The following is an 18017-nucleotide window of genomic DNA, read 5'->3' as shown; positions in this document are numbered from 1 at the left end:
ATACTTTTACAAATTCAATATATATTCCTATACCTAATTTTTTTATGAAAGTTTTCGCAACTATTTTATTCTTATTTATTTCTAGTACTATTCTGTGGGCTCAGCAACAATCTTGGATTCGGATCAATCAACTTGGCTACCTTCCTGAAGGTAAAAAAGTAATGGTCTGGGTTTCAAAAGGAAATCAATCCATCAAATCTTTTGAGGTATATGATGCAGACAACAACAAAGTAGCCTACAAAGGTAAAGTCAATAAAATATTTGGAAAATATGGACCTTTTGAGCGTGGCGCACGACTAGATATATCTCGGGTGCAAAAATCCGGTAGATATTATGTAAAAACAGATGATGGTACACAGTCGCCGGTTTTTAAAATCAATTCTGATGTGTACAAGGGTGCTGCAGATTTTACCTTGCGCTACATGCGTCAGCAGCGGACATTATTTAATCCTTATCTTCAGGATAGCTGTCATACGCATGATGGTTTTACCATGTATGCCTCCTCAGTTGGTTTGCCAGACAGCACGCATATAGATGCTGGTGGTGGATGGCATGACGCTTCGGATTATTTACAATATTCGACGACCTCAGCCAATGCTGCCTTTCACTTATTAGCTGCTTATCGGGATTTTCCAGAGGTTTTTGGAGACGAAAAACAAGCTAATGGCTTGGATGGTAAGAATGGCATTGCTGATGTTCTAGACGAAGCCAAATGGGGATTGGATTGGTTGTTAAAAATGCATCCAAAGCCTAATATGATGTTCAATCAAATAGCGGACGACCGTGATCATTCGGGATACCGCTTGCCAGGATTGGACTCCTTGTATGGACGTGGACATGAAAGACCTGTATATTTCATCGATGGTAATCCACAACAGCGTGGCAAATTTATGAATAACACGACGGGTACAAGTTCGACAGCTGCGAAATTCACCAGTGCTTTTTCATTGGGCTATCATTTACTAAAAGATAAAGATCAAGACTATGCGGCATTGCTGAAAGAAAAAGCTAAATCTGCTTATGATTATGCTTATATCAAACCCGGTGTGACACAAACCGTGTCTGTCAAGTCTCCGTATATCTATGCCGAAGATAATTGGGTGGATGATATGGAACTTGCTGAAGCCATGATGTATTCTTTGAAGCAGGATCCAGCTTATTTGGACAAAGGACTGAATTATGCACGTCAAGAGCCCGTTACTCCGTGGATGATTCGAGACACGGCCAATCATTACCAATACTATCCTTTTATCAATTTAGGTCATTATGAGCTCGCGAAGCATACCAAAGGCAAAGAACGTGAGGAAGTTATAAAGTATTATAAAGAGGGGATTGAATATGTGTGGAATAGAGCTAAGGACAATATGTTTTATCGCGGTGTGCCTTATATCTGGTGTAGCAATAACCTGACGACTTCTTTTGCTATACAAACGTACTGGTATAAACAATTGACGGGCAGCACAGCTTATGAAGAGTTAGAACAAGCGAATTTTGATTGGTTGTTTGGGGTTAATCCTTGGGGTACAAGTATGGTTTTCGGATTGCCGGCAGATGGGGACACACCAGTACATCCGCATTCATCGCTTACTTATTTGCATAATTATCCATTGGATGGAGGATTGGTAGATGGTCCGGTATACGCATCAATTTATAACAATCTCATTGGTATACAGCTATTGGCTGAAGATGAATATGCGAAGTTTCAAAGTGATTTAGTCGTGTATCATGATGATTTTGGCGACTATAGCACGAATGAGCCTACCATGGATGGTACAGCATCATTAATCTACTTGCTTTCAGCCAAAGAGGCGGAAGGTCAAAAAAAAAAGTAAAAGATAAATTTGGAGCAATAGTACGTGGCAATCCACAGACCCCTCATATTAGCTTGGTGTTTACGGGGGATGAATTTAGAGATGGTTTGCCACATATCGCTGCTACCTTGAAGAAGAATAAAGTAAAAGGAGCTTTTTTTGTTACAGGAAAATTCTTGGAAGACAAAAAGTCGGCGAAGTTACTTAAGAAATTATATAAGGACGGACATTATGTAGGTCCACATTCGGACCAGCATCTTTTGTACGCGCCTTGGGAAAATAGGGATAGTCTCTTGATTACTCAGGCAGTTTTTGAAAAGGACCTAGAGGATAATGTGGAGCGATTAAGTGAATGGGGGATTAGTCGCGGTGATATGTTTATTCCGCCATACGAATGGTATAATGAAAAAATAGTGGATTGGTCTGCGCAAAAAGGTTTTGAGGTATATAATTTCACACCTGGATTGCGAACTGCTGCAGATTACACGTATCCCGAGATGGAGAATCGGTATATGTCATCAGAGAAGATTTTGAAGCAATTGTTTGATTATGAAGAGGTTAATGGCTTGCATGGCTACGTTATTTTGATACATTTGGGAACAGATCCTCGTCGTAAGGATAAGTTTTATCATAAGATTGAAGAAATCATACAAAGATTGCAGTTAAAAAATTATATTTTCGTTCCGCTTAAAAAATTATAAATGCGTTTTTTTGCGTGTTTTGCAAAAAAGTCGCATATTTACGATATTATAGATTATTTAAAGAATTTGTTTTAGATGGTTAATACAACAGAGAAAGATTCTAATTACCAGGATCTGGACAAAATGTCTGTCCTAGAGTTACTTACGAATATCAATAAAGAAGATAAAACGGTGCCAGATGCCGTAGAGCGTGCTATTCCTCAGATTGAGGCTTTAGTAAAGCAAGCGGTAGAAGGCATGAAGCAGGGTGGACGTATTTTCTATATTGGCGCTGGGACAAGCGGTCGTTTAGGGATATTGGATGCCTCTGAGTGTCCTCCAACGTATGGTGTGCCATTTGATTGGGTAATTGGTCTTATCGCTGGAGGGGATACTGCTATACGTAAAGCAGTGGAATTTGCGGAAGATGACATGGAACAAGCATGGAAAGACCTTGATGAATATGTGATCACTCCGAACGATATTATTATAGGTATTGCAGCTTCAGGTACTACGCCGTATGTAATCGGTGGATTGAAAGAAGCTAATGCGAGAGGAATAGCTACAGGATGTGTAGTATGTAATGGTGGCTCACCAATTGCTGCTATCGCAAAATATCCAGTTGAAGTAATCGTAGGTCCGGAGTTCGTAACTGGTTCTACACGTATGAAGTCGGGTACAGCACAAAAATTGGTGTTGAATATGATTAGTACGTCTGTAATGATTCAATTGGGCCGTGTCAAAGGAAACAAAATGGTAGATATGCAACTATCCAACCACAAGCTGGTAGGACGCGGTGTACGTATGGTCATGACCGAAACTGGTGCTGAAGAAAGTGTAGCAACAGAATTGTTGGAAAAATTTGGCAACGTGCGTAAGGCAATTGAAGCATTTAATCAGAAACAATACTAAACAATAGACTATATGTCACCTATTATATTACTATCATTTTTAGTGGTTTACTTCGTGATACTTCTCGGGGTATCCTATTTCACTTCTAAAGGCTCGGCAGATAACTCTACCTTCTTTGTTGCTAACCGTAATTCAAAATGGTATTTAGTTGCTTTCGGAATGATTGGTACGGCGCTCTCTGGAGTTACATTTATTTCGGTGCCCGGAGACATCGGTAATGCGCCAGCAGGTCTAGAACCCAATAATTTCAGTTATTTCCAATTTGTGTTGGGTAATGCGTTGGGTTTTGTCATTATAGCCTATGTGCTATTGCCATTATACTACCGCATGAATCTTACTTCGATCTATACGTATCTGGAAGAAAGATTAGGCTATAAAAGTTATAAATCCGGTGCGATGATTTTCTTAGTTTCTCGTACTATTGGATCAGCATTCAGACTTTATCTTGTAGCCATTGTATTGCAACGTTATATATTTGATGCTTGGAATATTCCATTTTTCGTGACTGTATCTGCATGTTTGCTTTTAATTTGGCTTTACACAAACAAAGGTGGTCTTAAGACTATCATTATTACGGATACATTACAGACGACTTTCCTCGTTCTTGCCGTTATCCTATCTATTTATTTTATGGCTGATGGACTAGGAATTACTGTAATTGAAGCTTTTGAGAAAGTGAAAGACAGCTCCTATTCGAAAGTGTTTATCTGGGAGAATTTATTGGGTGATACAAGACACTTCTGGAAGCATGTGATCGGTGGTGCATTCGTGACTATAGCGATGACTGGTCTTGATCAGGATTTGATGCAAAAGAATTTGAGCATGAAAACGATCGGCGAAGCACAGAAAAATATGATGACTTTCACATCTATTTTTATTGTGATTAATATCTTTTTCTTGTGTGTAGGCGCTTTGTTATATTTCTACGCAGATGCCAATGGCATTAATATCGCTGATTTAGGTAAGTCAGACTACCTGTATCCCGAAATTGCGTTGAGACACCTGGGTTTATTGCCTGGTATAGTGTTTATGATGGGACTGACTGCGGCCACCTTTGCTACAACCGACTCTGCATTGACGGCATTAACTACGTCTTACTGTGTGGATTTCTTAGGATTCAATAAAAAGGAAAACCCTAATGACCCTAAATTAGTGAAACAAAGAAATATCGTACACATGGCATTCTCTGTGGTAATGTTATTGGTTATTTTGCTATTCCACGTCATTAATGATGATTCAGTTGTTTCGGCTATCTTCAAGATCGCTGGATATACATATGGTCCATTGTTAGGCTTATTTGCTTTTGGCATATTGACCAAACGCCGCGTCAATGATAACCTTGTGCCTTATATTTGTGTGTTGGCTCCTCTATTTATTTGGTTATTGACCATGTATGTATTGCCTTACACTTCTTATAAAATCGGATTTGAATTAATTGTTTACAACGGATTAATTACTTATCTATTGTTGCTCATTACTTCTCCAGGAAGAGCTTCTGAGAAAGAGCTATCTAATTAGGAATTGCGATTCAGTGATTTGTGTGTACAAAAAATTAACATTAAGTTTGAATATTAGTTTTTTGTACACATGTATCACTTAGTAGAAGACACCGTTTCCTTCATTCGCCAACGCATAGGCGAATTCACTCCCGAATTTGGTATTATTCTAGGCACAGGCTTAGGTAAGCTAGTAAACGAGATTGATATCGCGTATCAAATCATGTATGTTAATATTCCAAATTTTCCTATTTCGACAGTAGAATTTCACACGGGCAAGCTTATTTTTGGGGTGCTCAATGGCCGTAATGTAGTTGCTATGCAAGGAAGGTTGCATTACTACGAAGGCTATAATATGCAAGAAATAACTTTTCCAGTTCGAGTAATGAAGGATTTAGGGATTAAAAAGTTGTTTGTATCCAATGCTTCAGGCTCGTTAAATGAAAATATCAAGAAAGGCGATATTTGCATCATAGATGATCATATCAACTTGCTACCTGATAATCCGCTTCGTGGTCCTAACGATGACCGCTATGGGGACCGTTTTCCCGACATGAGTGCGCCATACGATAAAGTGATGCAAGAGCAAGCGCTTCAAATTGCTTCTAATCTAGATGTTCGTGCACAGCGGGTAGTCTATGTGTCTACTCTGGGACCAAATCTCGAAACGCGTGCTGAGTACCGCTATATGCGCCTGATAGGTGGTGATATCGTAGGTATGAGTACAGTCCCAGAAGTTATTGTGGCCAATCATATGCAGTTACCTGTTTTTGCGATTTCGGTAGTTACGGATGAAGGTTTTCATGCGGACTTGCAGCCTGTATCGCTGCAGGAGATAGTCAGAGTGGCTTCTGAAGTTGAACCTAAGATGACTCAGGTGTTAAAAGAGTTAATTGCCATGCAATAACACTAATTTTATCCTTATTTTTGCCTGTATATTTTGAGTCTAGATGAGTAGATATTTTTTGCGTAACTTATTAAGTTTTTTATTCTTTTTCGCATTTACTTTTGCGCTCCAAGCACAAGTTAACGATGAATTCAGTTCGGCATTAGATTCTGCTAGAGCCAAGGAGGATAATAAAAAAGATTCGGTGATATTCTCTTCGAAATATGTACGTTATGCTACATTGAATATGCTCAAATATGCTACGCATACGAAGCAAATAGATACGACACATCACAACTTTCACTATTATAATAATCAAAATCTGCCGTGGAATCCTAGTATCAATTTAGGTTCTTATGGATTAGCTACACGGGATTTGTTATTTACACCAAGCAAAAAAATCGGCTTTCAACCTGGTTTCCATGCGCTCGAGCGTTACCTATTGACGTCAGATTCTGTGTTATACTATCGCGCTAGAGCACGTTATTCAGAGCTGTATGCGGTAGGTTTCTTTTTTGCAGACCAAGTTTTCAAGGCTAAGCTGGCGCAAAATATCAATCCCAATTGGAATATTGGTATAGACTATCATGCGACTAATACCGATGGTTACTATTTCAATCAGGATTATTCCGACCGAAAGGGGGCCGTACATACCTGGTATGAATCACCAAGTAAGCGCTACAATCTTCTTGCTAATGTGACTTTCAATAAGTTGGATGCTACGGAGAATGGCTCCATAAGAAACGATACGATATTTAGGGATGATCAAGTAAGTTCTTTGTACTCGGTCATTACACGTCTACGGGGACAGCGTCAGAATAGGCCTTACAACAAATGGAATGACAATAGTTTGTTTCTTCGTCAATCCTATTTTATAGGACGTCTGGACACGATAAATAAGGGGCTTCCAGAGATGGAAATACATCCTACTAATGCTATCGCACACAATACCCATATCAGACAGCAACGCTTTGTGTTTTACAAAAACGAAGCTGATGATGGAAATGCTTTTCCATTTGGCAATTTTGTAGAGGTGCATGACACCACGAAAGTAACGACGATTTCTAATGAGTTTACGTATGCTTTCTACTTGCGTCCCAAGTCTTTCCTCAAAAATGAAGCGAAGCTTAATCTCGGCTTTCAGAATGATTTAATCTGGTTTGCCGATAGTATTTCGAATGATTTTTATCAAAATTCATCCGTAAAAGGTGATTTAAGTTATAAATTTTCGAATAGGATAGATCTCAATGTTGGTGTAAACCAAATTGTGGTGGGACACAATTTTGGCGATTACTTATATGAAGCCAAAGCGGACATTTTGATTGGAGAACGGGTAGGAAAGATTTCCTTAGGCGCTTATTCGCAAAATAAATCGCCTGAAATCGTTTTCAACCGAATGAATTATACCTATCACCAATGGAGTAACAACATGGACAAAACCAAGACGCAGAACGTTTCTTTTGTGTATGCTAATCCAAAGTTAGGCTTTAGAGGACGAATTGAGTACTTTTTAATTGATAATTACCTGTACTTCAAGGAGGTGGATAATCCGAATGAAGATGGACGATTAAGCAAGGTTATTGAAGCAGCTCAATATGGGAAACTAAACTTTTTAAAGGCTACGGTGGAACAGAATTTTAAATTCGGTAAGTTTCATTTGGATAATCGTGTGGTTTACCAAAAATCAGATGCTATGGACGTGATAGCCACACCTGAATTATACACTTGGCATAGCTTCTATTACGATTCGAGATGGTTTGACGTGCTCAATTTACGTATTGGTACTGATGTTAGATTTAATACACCTTTTGTGACGCCATCTTATTCCATTAACACGGGTCAATTCTATAATACGAATCATAGTCTTGAATTTTCCACGTATCCAATAGTAGATGTGTGGGCAACCATGAATATTAAGCGTGTGAATCTTTTCATCAGCAACAATTTTACCAATCAGTATATATATCCAAAAGGTTATTATTCCGTACGACGCTATCCAATGAATCCTGCAAACTTTAGGTTTGGAGCATCATGGAAGTTTTACGATTAAAAATTATCTCTCTTTTCCTTAGGAAATTACACTTGAGAGGCCTAAAAAAGTTGAAAAAACATTTTGAAACTTAAAAATTAGGGCTATATTTGCACACGCAATCGGATAAAGGTTGCATCGTTCTAATAAAGAATAATCCAATGTTTGGAGGCTTAGCTCAGCTGGTTCAGAGCATCTGCCTTACAAGCAGAGGGTCACTGGTTCGAATCCAGTAGCCTCCACCAAACATTTTATGGAGAATTAGCTCAGCTGGTTCAGAGCATCTGCCTTACAAGCAGAGGGTCACTGGTTCGAATCCAGTATTCTCCACCAATCATTCTTCGGAGGCTTAGCTCAGCTGGTTCAGAGCATCTGCCTTACAAGCAGAGGGTCACTGGTTCGAATCCAGTAGCCTCCACACTACACATGAAATAGGCCGTCTCAAAATAATTGAGGCGGCCTATTTTAGTTTGACAGTAATTTGTCAGTGTTTAGGGGATCAAGCAGAATTTATCCCAACGTAATATATCCCCTGTAGAGTTTAAAGAACACCGACTTGAGTCTAAGGGTTATATTGATGAGGTGACTCTTCGTGATTTCCCGTTGCGTGGCAAAGCCTGTTTTTTTGCATCTCAAACGCCGCAAATGGTGGGATCACTATACATGTAAACCAGTCTAAAGTTCTTGAGATTCGGTAGCAAAGGGTACACGGTTGATAGCGGAATTCGCTGCTTTTTTAAAAGGAGGTCATCGATAATAATCCGGTTAGCTGTAAACTCTTGAGCCGACTTTTTCAATTGGATGGTAAACGCCTCCAAGAGCAATATATTCGATATTTAAGCGGTTTCATGAGCTGGGACCAACTAGAACATGCTGAAGACTGGAGCTCTTTCCTGAAAATATCGGGGAATATTTAAGCCTTGATGAGGTTTGTCTCTCTCAAGGAGAACTCTATACTGTACTGACCAACAGGGAGGCCAAAGGAAAAAAAGGTGCTCTGTTAGCTATGGTTAAAGGAACTGTAAGCGAGAAGGTTATATCAATACTAGAGCAGGTGCCCATTCGAATTCGCAAAAAGGTAAAGGAAGTTACTCTAGATCTGGCACCAACGATGGAAAGAATTGCCCGTCGCACATTTCCTTATGCCAAATTGGTGTCTGATCGTTTTCACGTCCAGCAGCTGGCAGGAGATGCTGTTCAGCAGCTTCGTATTGAATATCGATGGGAAGCTATTGATCAGGAGAACAAGGTGATGCTAAAGTCCTATACTGTTTTCTTTGCTGCTCTAAGTATGAAAACTCCTTGGATAGGATTCTGTGTAGCTTTTGGAACTTGGTTTTTATTTCTTTGGATAACAACGAAGACATGTATAAAATATTAATTGTTCTATAATGAACTGTTATAATATAAGTCCGTACAGATGAACTTATAATTAGAGAAGGCTATTATGCTTTATATTTCAACACAAAACTGGATGTTGTAGGTTGCCGGAAAATAGCGGATGGTGGATTAGATACAGTTATGGTAGATATGCGATTGATTATTTCCTCCGCACTTGTGTGCAATTCAACAAGGATTGCTGTAGCGCACAATAACCCGTCTGGAACATTGAGACCAAGCACAGCAGATAGACCATTAAGCTGTTTTGTAAACAAATGAAGCCTGTCCAAATTCATTTACCGAACTTTGACAGACTTCCATTTTAGAATAATTGTGGTAGTTTATTTAGCGGCTAAAATGTCCAATTTCTCAATATATGGCGGATTGGCTAACAATTCAGGTGCATTTTCCATAAGCGCCTTTGCTATCTTACCACCAAGATGTGCTTGTCTGCCTTCTTCATCTGAAAATGTGTCATAAATGCCAAATGTAGAAGAGTCAATACGGAACGCATACCAACTAATAGTGCCGGCTTCTTCCTTAGCAAGTGGCAACGCACTTGTAATAAACTCTTCAACGTTCTTTTCTTTACCAGCTTTTGCTTCTAGCCGAACTAATAATCCTAATTTTTTCATATCTTTTATTTTTTTTAAATTAAACATTTTTTTAACAAATGTAGCTCATTTAAGTTTTTCAGGCTTTATTATTTGGTTCAAAAACTTATGAAATAAGGTCAACTACAGTTAAAGCGTAGCCTTTGGGGATATCAATAAACCAACCCGTTTCGAGTTATCGGCCTCTTTGAGTTCTTTGGTAAGTTGCACCACGATTTCCTTTAACTCCTTAATCTCGCTTTCCTTTTTCGCTATAATCTCGTCTTTTGTCCTGCTGAAATCCCATTGGTCTATCGAAGTGAGATGGTCAAGGAATGATCTTAGCATCTTTTTCTGCTGTACGATGCTCTTGTGCTTTGATTTGGATTCCCGTTTATCATCCGCTATGAGCTTACCCAGTTCGTCGCTGACGATATCGTTCAAGTGCGTGAAAAATTCGGTTTCGGTCGCTTCTTCGTTCTCCTTCAGAAAGAATTGCAGGTGACGCTCATAGTATGCGCAAAATTCGTTCTGTGTCCGCTCCTAGAGCAGATGATTAAAACAAACAATATAAGTGATAAAATATAAAAAAGAGGCTGCCTATTTTTGGACTTCCGTTCTTTTTGTGTGCCCAGCATGTTCAATAACTCTAGGGTGTAAGTCCCGAACACGTCTTTACAGTGGGAAGTGTTAGCTTATGACAAGGGTGTCCACGGCGAGGTGGAATCTGAAGGAAGCCTGAGGCAAAACCTCGGTCCGACGAACAGAAACTACATACATGGCCGCAAGTGTTGGGTGAGGCTGCACCACAAGCCGAAGCCCTAAACTGTACGGAAACACTATGGTAAATGTAGCGGATATATGAGGTGAAAGTTATTGTTCTTACCTGGGGAGATCTGTCTAAACTCTGTCAAAGGTATAGGCGAATACCCGCGAAGAAACATCTAGCAGAATAATAATGCTATTATGCTTTAGTCAGAAGTCAGCAGAGGACATAGCACCCTGTTTCTCTACTTTATACAGGGGAAGGTCTGAATGTTAGAATGGCAAAGGAACCAATAAGTTTATGACGAAGCGTTAAAAGCCGAACCACTTAAGAGAACTGCTTGCATGAGGATAGGTCGGAAACTGATAGTAAAATGCAAGAGGAGCTTAGCTGAGTCGTGCAACGAAGTGGACACAATGCCTGAGGTTTTTTTTTAGTAATACTATGTTGGAAGAGATATTACACATCCGAAATGTCAAACACGCAGTTGATCGTGTCATCTCTAATGGAGGTGCTAGCGGAGTTGATGGTATGCAGATCGATAATCTTCGTGACTACCTTAACACGCACTGGCAATCCCTGCGATCGGATATTCTCTCTGGCACTTACCGCCCACAAGCTGTTCGGAAAGTAGAGATTCCCAAAGCAAGTGGCGGCAAGCGTATGCTGGGTATTCCAACGGTCATCGACCGTGTTATTCAGCAAAGCATTTCCCAATGGCTTGGGTTAAAGTATGAGGGTGATTTTCACGATAACAGCTACGGCTTCCGTCCGAATCGTAATGCTCATCAGGCCGTCATTAAAGCGCAAGAGTATCTGAACTTGGGCTACACGTGGGTCGTTGAACTTGATCTGGAGCAATTCTTCGATCAAGTGAACCACGCGACAAAGTGATGCATCTTCTGAGCAAGAAGATTACGGATCATCGAGTCCTAGCCCTGATCGGGAAATACCTTCGTTGTGGGATTATGGATCATGGTCTTGAACAAAAGCGAACCAAGGGCACCCCCCAGGGCAGTCCTTTAAGTCCACTTTTGTCAAACATCATCCTGGACGAACTGGACAGGGAACTCAGCTTCCGTGGACATCGATTTGTACGCTATGCAGATGACGCTAGTATCTACACGAAGAGTAATAAATCCGCGACTCGTATTATGGGCAACATCACCAGCTACATCGAATCTACACTAAAGCTGAAGGTGAACCGTGAAAAGAGTAAGGTAAGCAGACCTTCCCAAAGTAGTTTACTGGGCTTTAGTTTCTTCAAAACTCAAGGATACTGGCAGATTCGTATCTCTGCAAAGAGTATCGAACGAATCCGAGAGAAGTTACGTCAAAATACTCGACGTAATACAGTTACTCCTATGCATGAGCGACTGACTAAACTACGGCAAATTACTCAGGGCTGGGTGAATTCTTTCGTATAGCAACGAATAAGAAGGTGATGGTAGAACTGGATAAACTAGTGCGAAGACGCTTGCGTGTTCTGCTTTGGAAACAATGGAAGACCACAGGTAATCGAATTCGTAACTTAATGAAACTGGGAGCCAAAAGCTGGCTTGCCTATCAACATGCGAACACCCGTAAATCCTATACGCGAACAGGGACAAGTCCTACCCTTCAAACAAGGCTAACAAACTCATACTTTACTAAATTAGGTTACGAAGGATTTGCATAATACTATTACTGGAGAACAACACATCAAACGAAGTTATTCTAACAAACCGCCTTGGTACGGATCCGTATGCCGGGTGTGAGAGGACAGATAGGGAAATAATCCCTATCTTCCTACTCGATTTAGTTTATGCTAAAATCTAATGATTTCTTCAATTTGTTCGTCTATGAAAGCCCGCGTGATGGGCTCTACAAATAGACCCTCGCTATCAATTTCATCTTTGATATGTGGAACATGTATTTTTAAAGAAAGAACTTGCATGCGCAAATAATTGCATACCCCAGTGAAGTGATCGACCCCGCGTATGTTGCCATATTTCCCTGTTGCAACGCCTACTAATGCGGCTTTTTTGTGGTAAAAAGAGGTAGGATAAGAGCATGCGTCTATGAATATTTTTAGTGCGCCCGGATAGCTGCCGTTGTATTCTGGTATTACAAAAATAAATTTTTGAGCCTCGGAAACTTTAGCTTGTATGGACGCGAATGCATCCGAACGTTTGCCATACAGATCCGAGAACAAGATGTCCTGCGGCAAGTCTTCCAAAGAGAGTATTTCCCATTCCTGCCCCTTGTGTATTAGTTCATCTTTGTAATAGTTTGCTACTTTTAAAGAGTTACTACCCAGCCTATTTGTTCCTGATATAATTAAATTCATTGTGATGTTGCAACTTATCATAATCGATACACGATTTGTCGAATCGTGAACCAATTTTTTTGTATCTTAGCATCCTGAGTAATAGTGTCAGGAAGTTCTCAAAATTAGTAAATTTAACATCATTTAAACATTTTGTGGGTGAACAAAATGTAAATTTGATAAGAGAACAACAATTGAAAATAGATAATTGTAAAGGTTCGGTATCTCATGGGAAAAATAATTGCTATAGCAAATCAAAAGGGCGGTGTAGGGAAAACAACAACTTCGATCAACTTGGCCGCTAGTTTGGCGGTATTAGAATATAAAACTTTGCTCGTGGATGCAGATCCACAGGCAAACTCTACTTCGGGAATTGGATTCGACCCCCGAGGTATCAAAGCCAGCGTTTACGAATGCTTGGTGAATGATTTGGATCCGCGAGAGGCTATCAAAGCAACCGAAACACCTCATTTGGATTTATTGCCAGCGCATATTGATTTGGTAGGTGCGGAGATTGAGATGATCAACCTCAATGAGCGTGAGTATAAAATGAAGAAGATGCTGGATGAGATCAAAGATGATTATGATTTCATTATCATCGACTGTTCTCCATCTTTGGGTTTGATTACGATCAATGCCTTGACGGCTTCGGATTCTGTAATTATTCCGGTGCAGTGTGAATATTTTGCGCTTGAAGGCTTAGGTAAATTACTAAATACCATTAAAATCGTTCAGAATAGGTTAAATACAAATTTAGAAATTGAAGGCATTCTATTGACCATGTATGATGTTCGTCTACGTCTGTCAAATCAAGTGGTAGAAGAGGTGCGTACACACTTTACGGATTTGGTATTTGAGACGATCATACAGCGAAATACACGACTTAGTGAGGCGCCAAGCTTTGGTATTTCGGTGATTATGCATGATGCTTCATGTAAGGGAGCGATTAATTATTTGAATCTAGCTCGTGAAATATTACAAAAAAACGGTCTGGTAGAACATAATAAAGAAGAAAAAGCAATCGTATAATGGCAGCATTACAACGTAAAACAGGATTAGGAAAAGGACTCGGTGCGCTATTGCAGGATGATTTGAAAGTATCTCCTAATACTACCTCGCGTGATATTGGCGACACATCTGCTCCTTCTGCGGGCAGTATTAATTTCATAAAAATTGAACAAATAGCTGTCAATCCATTTCAGCCACGTACAGATTTTGACGAAGGTGCTTTGAGAGAGCTTTCAGAATCTATCCGTTTGCAAGGATTAATACAGCCTATCACAGTAAGACAAGTTAGCAAAAATCAATACCAACTGATCAGTGGTGAACGCCGTCTACGTGCGTCTATACTCGCGGGAATTACAGAAATTCCAGCATACGTACGTACAGCCAATGACCAACAAATGTTGGAAATGGCATTGATCGAGAATATACAACGTGAGAACCTGAATGCTATCGAGGTGGCCTTGAGTTTTCAGCGTATGATCGAAGAATGTAATTTGAAGCAAGAAGAGTTGGGTGATAGAGTTTCTAAAAATCGCTCTACAGTGACCAACTATCTACGATTGTTGAAGCTTCCTCCTGTCATTCAAGTGGGTATCCGTGATGGTAAAATTACAATGGGACATGCCCGTGCATTAATCAATGTGGGTGATATTGATAAACAACTGTTTGTGTATCAAGAAATCATTGACAAAGATTTGTCTGTTCGTATGGCCGAGATATTGGTGCGTAATATTCAAGAGCAACTCAAACCTAAAAAAGGTAAAGGAGTAGGCAAGCAATTGGATTTTCAATATCAAAAAATAGAAGATGATCTGGCATCAAAATTTTCAACTCGCGTACGCTTGAATTTAAAGAATTCGCGTGGAAAAGGAGCTATTGAAATTCCTTTTGAATCGGAAGATGATTTGAGCCGAATTTTAGAATTGTTGGATTGGTAATGCCGAAATACTTATTTCTTATATTCTTTGTTTTGTATTCTTTTGTTGGTGTCGCTCAGGTGGATACGACAAAAAGAATCGTGCTGGATTCTACAATAAATTTGGTGGATAGTACAAAGGCGGCGCAAGATACAGTGAAGAAAGAAACACGTGCCCAGCGTAAAGCCCGTGAAAAGGCAGAAAAGGAACGCGAAAAATATTATTACAAAGATATATTAAAGGATTCCACGCGTCTCGAAATCGAAAGGCTTTCGAATGTAGCATGGAGGCGTTCATTGATTTTGCCCGGATGGGGGCAGATTACAAACGGTGGTAGGTTTGTGTGGGTCAAATTGCCAATTATCTATGGCGGTTTTGTGACAAGCGCATTGGTTTTCGACTTTTGGAACTGGCATTATAAAAAGTTTGTGAAAGAAGCGGCATATCGTATTGATAATAATGGAGATTGGAGTGATCCAGATTTGCAGGGTTTTCAAACTTTGGATGGGTTGATTCGTGCCAAGGACAACTATCGTCGAAATCGCGATATGACTATTCTGGTGACAGTAGGCTGGTGGGGATTGAATGTATTGGAAGCCTATACGGACTCTATGCTACGTTTTAGGTACGATATCGGCGATGATTTAGGTTTTAAAGTGACGCCAACATTATTGCCTACCTCGGGATTGGCCTATACCAATATGAATTTAGGTCGACCCTATGTACCGGGAGTAAAACTGACATTTAGTTTTAAATAGATAAACCTTAAATATGAAAATAGTTATACTAGGTTATGGTAAAATGGGGCAAATGATAGAAAAATTTGCACTCAAAAGAGGCCATGAAATAGCACTAATCGTTGATTCAGAAAATCGAGATGGCCTTATCGCCGAGAACTTAGTAGATGCTGATATAGCTATAGATTTTAGTACTCCCGAAGCTGCATTAGGCAATATCAGTCTATGTTTTGAAGCAAATCTGCCTTTGGTAGTCGGTACCACGGGCTGGTATGACCACATTGAAGAGGTCAAGGAGACTTGCTTGGAGGCCGACCAATCTCTATTGTACGGTTCTAATTTCAGTATAGGCGTCAACTTATTCTTTCATATCAATAAGCTACTGGCCAAAGCTATAGCACCATACCAACAGTACGATGTGCAGGTCGAAGAGATTCATCATATTCACAAGCTGGATGCACCAAGCGGTACGGCAATTACGATTGCTGAAGGCATTATCGATAATAGTGAAATTAAAAAAACTTGGGTTAATCAAGTGGTGGGAGCGGAGGAGGAAATTGTAAATCAGCCCCATGAATTATTGATCGAAAGTCTCCGTATCGAGGAAGTGCCGGGTACACATACCGTATTGTACAGCTCCGAAGTGGATCAAATTGAATTTAAACATACAGCACACAATCGTGAAGGTTTTGCCTTAGGTGCGGTCATTGCGGCGGAATGGTTGTATGGCAAAAAAGGATTTTATCAAGTAACAGAAATTTTTGATTTTAATAAATAACGCATGCAAACTTGTCATTGACAAGTTTTTTCTATGCTAAAACGATACAAATATGTGGTATATTATTTTTGGAGTTTTAACGGTTGTAGCACTTTATGGCTTATACTTATTATTTAAAAAAGCCGGAAAACAAGGCTGGGAAGCTATTGTACCTTTCTACAGGGAATATGTGATGACCCAATTGGTGGGGCGTCCTGCTTGGTGGGTAGTTTTATTGTTAGTGCCTATCGTCAATATTTTCATTTTCTATAGCCTCTATTTAGACTTGCTAAAGGCATTTGGCAAGCAGCGTTTTTGGGAAACGGTGGCTGCGGTTCTAGTTCCTTTTATCGTATTGCCCATGTGGGGTAATGATCCTAAGGTGGTCTACAGAGGTCAATCCGCGACTGAAGAATTTAAAAAGAAATACCCTTACAAAAAATCAACGGCTCGCGAATGGGCAGATGCCATTATTTTTGCAACGATAGCGGCATCATTGATTCGTGGTTTCTTGATTGAAGCCTATATGATTCCGACGGGATCTATGGAACGTAGATTATTGGTGGGTGATTTCTTGTTTGTCAGTAAATTAAATTATGGCCCACGTATTCCTAATACTCCTTTAGCATTTCCTTTTGCACATCATACGATGCCGTTGACAGGTGGCAAAGCCTATTCAGAAATCATTAATATACCATACAAAAGATTACCGGGCTTTCAAAATATCGAGCGAAATGATGTCGTGGTGTTCAATTATCCAATGGAAGCAGATGCGCCATTCAATAGACCGGTTGACAAGCGCGAAAATTATATTAAGCGTGCAGTAGGTATCCCTGGTGATGAATTGATCATGAAAGATGGTAAGCTCACCGTAAATGGTACTCTACAATACAATTCAGACGATTTACAGACCTCTTATATTGTCGTAGCCGAGCCTTTTGGATTGTCCGAAGATATTTTAGTTAAGAAACGTTATGATGTAGATTTAGAAAATACGGATCCTTCTCAAGGAATTTATGTGTTGCATATTACGGAGGCGGAGGCCGAAGACGTACGCTCTTGGTCTAATGTCAAAGAAGTGCGCGAAGTTATTTTTGGTACTGACGATTCTAATTACGCTTCCTTCCCGAATTACGATTGGGATAGTGTACAATGGTCGTATGACAATTTTGGACCGATAAAAGTGCCGGCAAAAGGGTGGACCGTACAATTGGATGATCGTACATTGCCTCTTTATCAACGTGCCATAACTGTATACGAAGGCAATACACTCGAGATACGCGGTAATGAAATTTTCATTAACGGTGAAAAAACGGATTCATATACTTTTAAAATGGATTATTATTGGATGATGGGCGACAACCGTCACAATTCATACGATTCACGCGGTTGGGGATTTGTGCCTGAAGATCATATCGTCGGCAAGGCTCTATTCACTTGGTTGAGCTATGACAAAGATGGTTCTTTCTTATCCAAAATCCGTTGGAATAGAATTTTTAAAGGTATTAAATAATACCTGCTCATATAAAAAAGAAGAAGCCGTATTGATTTCAATACGGCTTCTTCTTTTTGTGTGCCCAGCATGTGCAATAACTCTAGGGTGTAAGTCCCGAACACGCCTTTACAGTGGGAAGTGTTAGCTTATGACAAGGGTGTCCACCGCGAGGTGGAATCTGAAGGAAGTCTGAGGCAAAACCTCGGTCCGACGAACAGAAACTACATACAAGGCCGCAAGTGTTG

The 18017-nt window shown here is 39.9% G+C and carries 19 protein-coding genes and 3 tRNA genes; 19 read left to right on the top strand and 3 right to left on the bottom strand.

The window, feature by feature from the left end; all coding sequences use genetic code 11:
* Window positions 1-44: 44 nt before the first annotated feature.
* From EDC17_RS07780 to EDC17_RS07735, 11 genes are all read left to right on the top strand, one after another.
* Window positions 45-1832 (top strand): glycoside hydrolase family 9 protein, encoded by a 1788-nt coding sequence (locus tag EDC17_RS07780; protein WP_243646080.1) that lies wholly within the window; start codon window positions 45-47, stop codon window positions 1830-1832.
* Window positions 1833-1888: 56 nt separating this feature from the next.
* Window positions 1889-2512: a polysaccharide deacetylase family protein gene (locus EDC17_RS17225; protein WP_243646083.1), complete on the top strand. Its 624-nt coding sequence runs from the start codon at window positions 1889-1891 to the stop codon at window positions 2510-2512.
* 75 nt (window positions 2513-2587) lie between these two features.
* Entirely contained in the window at window positions 2588-3403 is an 816-nt protein-coding gene (murQ, locus tag EDC17_RS07775; protein ID WP_132777525.1) for an N-acetylmuramic acid 6-phosphate etherase, read from the top strand.
* 12 nt (window positions 3404-3415) lie between these two features.
* The gene (locus EDC17_RS07770; protein ID WP_132777524.1) at window positions 3416-4921 is read left to right on the top strand and encodes a sodium:solute symporter; all 1506 of its coding nucleotides are present in this window, start codon (window positions 3416-3418) and stop codon (window positions 4919-4921) included.
* A 69-nt stretch (window positions 4922-4990) separates the two neighbouring features.
* A complete protein-coding gene (locus EDC17_RS07765; protein ID WP_132777523.1) occupies window positions 4991-5806 on the top strand; it encodes a purine-nucleoside phosphorylase in 816 nt (271 codons plus the stop codon).
* A 43-nt stretch (window positions 5807-5849) separates the two neighbouring features.
* Window positions 5850-7835, top strand: coding sequence for a putative porin (locus EDC17_RS07760; protein ID WP_132777522.1), 1986 nt, complete (start codon window positions 5850-5852; stop codon window positions 7833-7835).
* Window positions 7836-7981: 146 nt separating this feature from the next.
* Window positions 7982-8059: transfer RNA gene (locus tag EDC17_RS07755), tRNA-Val, on the top strand.
* A 10-nt stretch (window positions 8060-8069) separates the two neighbouring features.
* A tRNA-Val gene (locus tag EDC17_RS07750) sits at window positions 8070-8147 on the top strand.
* Between the two features lie 10 nt (window positions 8148-8157).
* Window positions 8158-8232: transfer RNA gene (locus tag EDC17_RS07745), tRNA-Val, on the top strand.
* A gap of 462 nt (window positions 8233-8694) precedes the next feature.
* Window positions 8695-9195 carry a transposase gene (locus EDC17_RS07740; protein WP_207895725.1) on the top strand — a complete coding sequence of 167 codons (501 nt, stop codon included), beginning with the start codon at window positions 8695-8697 and terminating at the stop codon, window positions 9193-9195.
* 47 nt (window positions 9196-9242) lie between these two features.
* The gene (locus EDC17_RS07735; RefSeq protein ID WP_132777562.1) at window positions 9243-9473 is read left to right on the top strand and encodes a JAB domain-containing protein; all 231 of its coding nucleotides are present in this window, start codon (window positions 9243-9245) and stop codon (window positions 9471-9473) included.
* A gap of 62 nt (window positions 9474-9535) precedes the next feature.
* On the opposite strand, the gene EDC17_RS07730 is transcribed toward EDC17_RS07735, so the two are convergent.
* Both EDC17_RS07730 and EDC17_RS07725 read right to left on the bottom strand, forming a co-directional pair.
* Entirely contained in the window at window positions 9536-9856 is a 321-nt protein-coding gene (locus EDC17_RS07730; RefSeq protein ID WP_243646079.1) for a putative quinol monooxygenase, read from the bottom strand.
* A gap of 81 nt (window positions 9857-9937) precedes the next feature.
* Entirely contained in the window at window positions 9938-10231 is a 294-nt protein-coding gene (locus EDC17_RS07725) for a hypothetical protein (RefSeq protein ID WP_132777521.1), read from the bottom strand.
* Between the two features lie 766 nt (window positions 10232-10997).
* Between EDC17_RS07725 and EDC17_RS17410 the strand changes: the two genes are divergently transcribed.
* From EDC17_RS17410 to EDC17_RS17025, 3 genes are read left to right on the top strand one after another with little or no spacing between them, the layout of a single operon-like run.
* A complete protein-coding gene (locus EDC17_RS17410) occupies window positions 10998-11447 on the top strand; it encodes a reverse transcriptase domain-containing protein (RefSeq protein ID WP_207895722.1) in 450 nt (149 codons plus the stop codon).
* Window positions 11447-11980, top strand: a complete 534-nt coding sequence (locus EDC17_RS17030) for a reverse transcriptase domain-containing protein (protein ID WP_262708181.1) — start codon at window positions 11447-11449, stop codon at window positions 11978-11980. Before EDC17_RS17410 ends, EDC17_RS17030 begins: the two co-directional genes overlap by 1 nt.
* Window positions 11981-11997: 17 nt before the next feature.
* Window positions 11998-12231, top strand: coding sequence for a hypothetical protein (locus tag EDC17_RS17025; RefSeq protein ID WP_207895724.1), 234 nt, complete (start codon window positions 11998-12000; stop codon window positions 12229-12231).
* A 129-nt stretch (window positions 12232-12360) separates the two neighbouring features.
* On the opposite strand, the gene EDC17_RS07715 is transcribed toward EDC17_RS17025, so the two are convergent.
* On the bottom strand, window positions 12361-12882 hold the full coding sequence (locus EDC17_RS07715) for an NADPH-dependent FMN reductase (RefSeq protein ID WP_132777520.1): 522 nt from the start codon (window positions 12880-12882) through the stop codon (window positions 12361-12363).
* A gap of 207 nt (window positions 12883-13089) precedes the next feature.
* On the opposite strand from EDC17_RS07715, the gene EDC17_RS07710 reads away from it, so the two are divergent.
* From EDC17_RS07710 to lepB, 5 genes are read left to right on the top strand one after another with little or no spacing between them, the layout of a single operon-like run.
* Window positions 13090-13890 carry a ParA family protein gene (locus EDC17_RS07710; protein ID WP_132777519.1) on the top strand — a complete coding sequence of 267 codons (801 nt, stop codon included), beginning with the start codon at window positions 13090-13092 and terminating at the stop codon, window positions 13888-13890.
* Entirely contained in the window at window positions 13890-14804 is a 915-nt protein-coding gene (locus EDC17_RS07705; protein WP_132777518.1) for a ParB/RepB/Spo0J family partition protein, read from the top strand. Before EDC17_RS07710 ends, EDC17_RS07705 begins: the two co-directional genes overlap by 1 nt.
* Window positions 14804-15541, top strand: coding sequence for a DUF5683 domain-containing protein (locus EDC17_RS07700; RefSeq protein ID WP_132777517.1), 738 nt, complete (start codon window positions 14804-14806; stop codon window positions 15539-15541). The genes EDC17_RS07705 and EDC17_RS07700 overlap by 1 nt, the downstream gene beginning before the upstream one ends.
* 13 nt (window positions 15542-15554) lie before the next feature.
* Window positions 15555-16298, top strand: a complete 744-nt coding sequence (gene dapB, locus EDC17_RS07695) for a 4-hydroxy-tetrahydrodipicolinate reductase (RefSeq protein WP_132777516.1) — start codon at window positions 15555-15557, stop codon at window positions 16296-16298.
* A 52-nt stretch (window positions 16299-16350) separates the two neighbouring features.
* A complete protein-coding gene (lepB, locus tag EDC17_RS07690) occupies window positions 16351-17790 on the top strand; it encodes a signal peptidase I (RefSeq protein WP_132777515.1) in 1440 nt (479 codons plus the stop codon).
* Window positions 17791-18017 lie beyond the last annotated feature (227 nt).

Source organism: Sphingobacterium alimentarium, assembly GCF_004342685.1.
GTDB lineage: Bacteria > Bacteroidota > Bacteroidia > Sphingobacteriales > Sphingobacteriaceae > Sphingobacterium > Sphingobacterium alimentarium.
This window is presented reverse-complemented; position numbering and strand designations above follow the sequence as displayed.

Bases quoted from the DNA above. Each gene is read 5' to 3' on its own strand.
- EDC17_RS17030 (WP_262708181.1), top strand. From the start codon at position 11,447: ATGCATCTTCTGAGCAAGAAGATTACGGATCATCGAGTCCTAGCCCTG.
- dapB (WP_132777516.1), top strand. From the start codon at position 15,555: ATGAAAATAGTTATACTAGGTTATGGTAAAATGGGGCAAATGATAGAA.
- EDC17_RS07770 (WP_132777524.1), top strand. From the start codon at position 3,416: ATGTCACCTATTATATTACTATCATTTTTAGTGGTTTACTTCGTGATA.
- EDC17_RS07700 (WP_132777517.1), top strand. From the start codon at position 14,804: ATGCCGAAATACTTATTTCTTATATTCTTTGTTTTGTATTCTTTTGTT.
- EDC17_RS07780 (WP_243646080.1), top strand. From the start codon at position 45: ATGAAAGTTTTCGCAACTATTTTATTCTTATTTATTTCTAGTACTATT.
- EDC17_RS07710 (WP_132777519.1), top strand. From the start codon at position 13,090: ATGGGAAAAATAATTGCTATAGCAAATCAAAAGGGCGGTGTAGGGAAA.
- EDC17_RS17410 (WP_207895722.1), top strand. From the start codon at position 10,998: ATGTTGGAAGAGATATTACACATCCGAAATGTCAAACACGCAGTTGAT.
- lepB (WP_132777515.1), top strand. From the start codon at position 16,351: ATGTGGTATATTATTTTTGGAGTTTTAACGGTTGTAGCACTTTATGGC.
- EDC17_RS07765 (WP_132777523.1), top strand. From the start codon at position 4,991: ATGTATCACTTAGTAGAAGACACCGTTTCCTTCATTCGCCAACGCATA.
- EDC17_RS17025 (WP_207895724.1), top strand. From the start codon at position 11,998: ATGGTAGAACTGGATAAACTAGTGCGAAGACGCTTGCGTGTTCTGCTT.
- EDC17_RS07705 (WP_132777518.1), top strand. From the start codon at position 13,890: ATGGCAGCATTACAACGTAAAACAGGATTAGGAAAAGGACTCGGTGCG.
- EDC17_RS07760 (WP_132777522.1), top strand. From the start codon at position 5,850: ATGAGTAGATATTTTTTGCGTAACTTATTAAGTTTTTTATTCTTTTTC.
- EDC17_RS07730 (WP_243646079.1), bottom strand. From the start codon at position 9,856: ATGTTTAATTTAAAAAAAATAAAAGATATGAAAAAATTAGGATTATTA.
- EDC17_RS07715 (WP_132777520.1), bottom strand. From the start codon at position 12,882: ATGAATTTAATTATATCAGGAACAAATAGGCTGGGTAGTAACTCTTTA.
- murQ (WP_132777525.1), top strand. From the start codon at position 2,588: ATGGTTAATACAACAGAGAAAGATTCTAATTACCAGGATCTGGACAAA.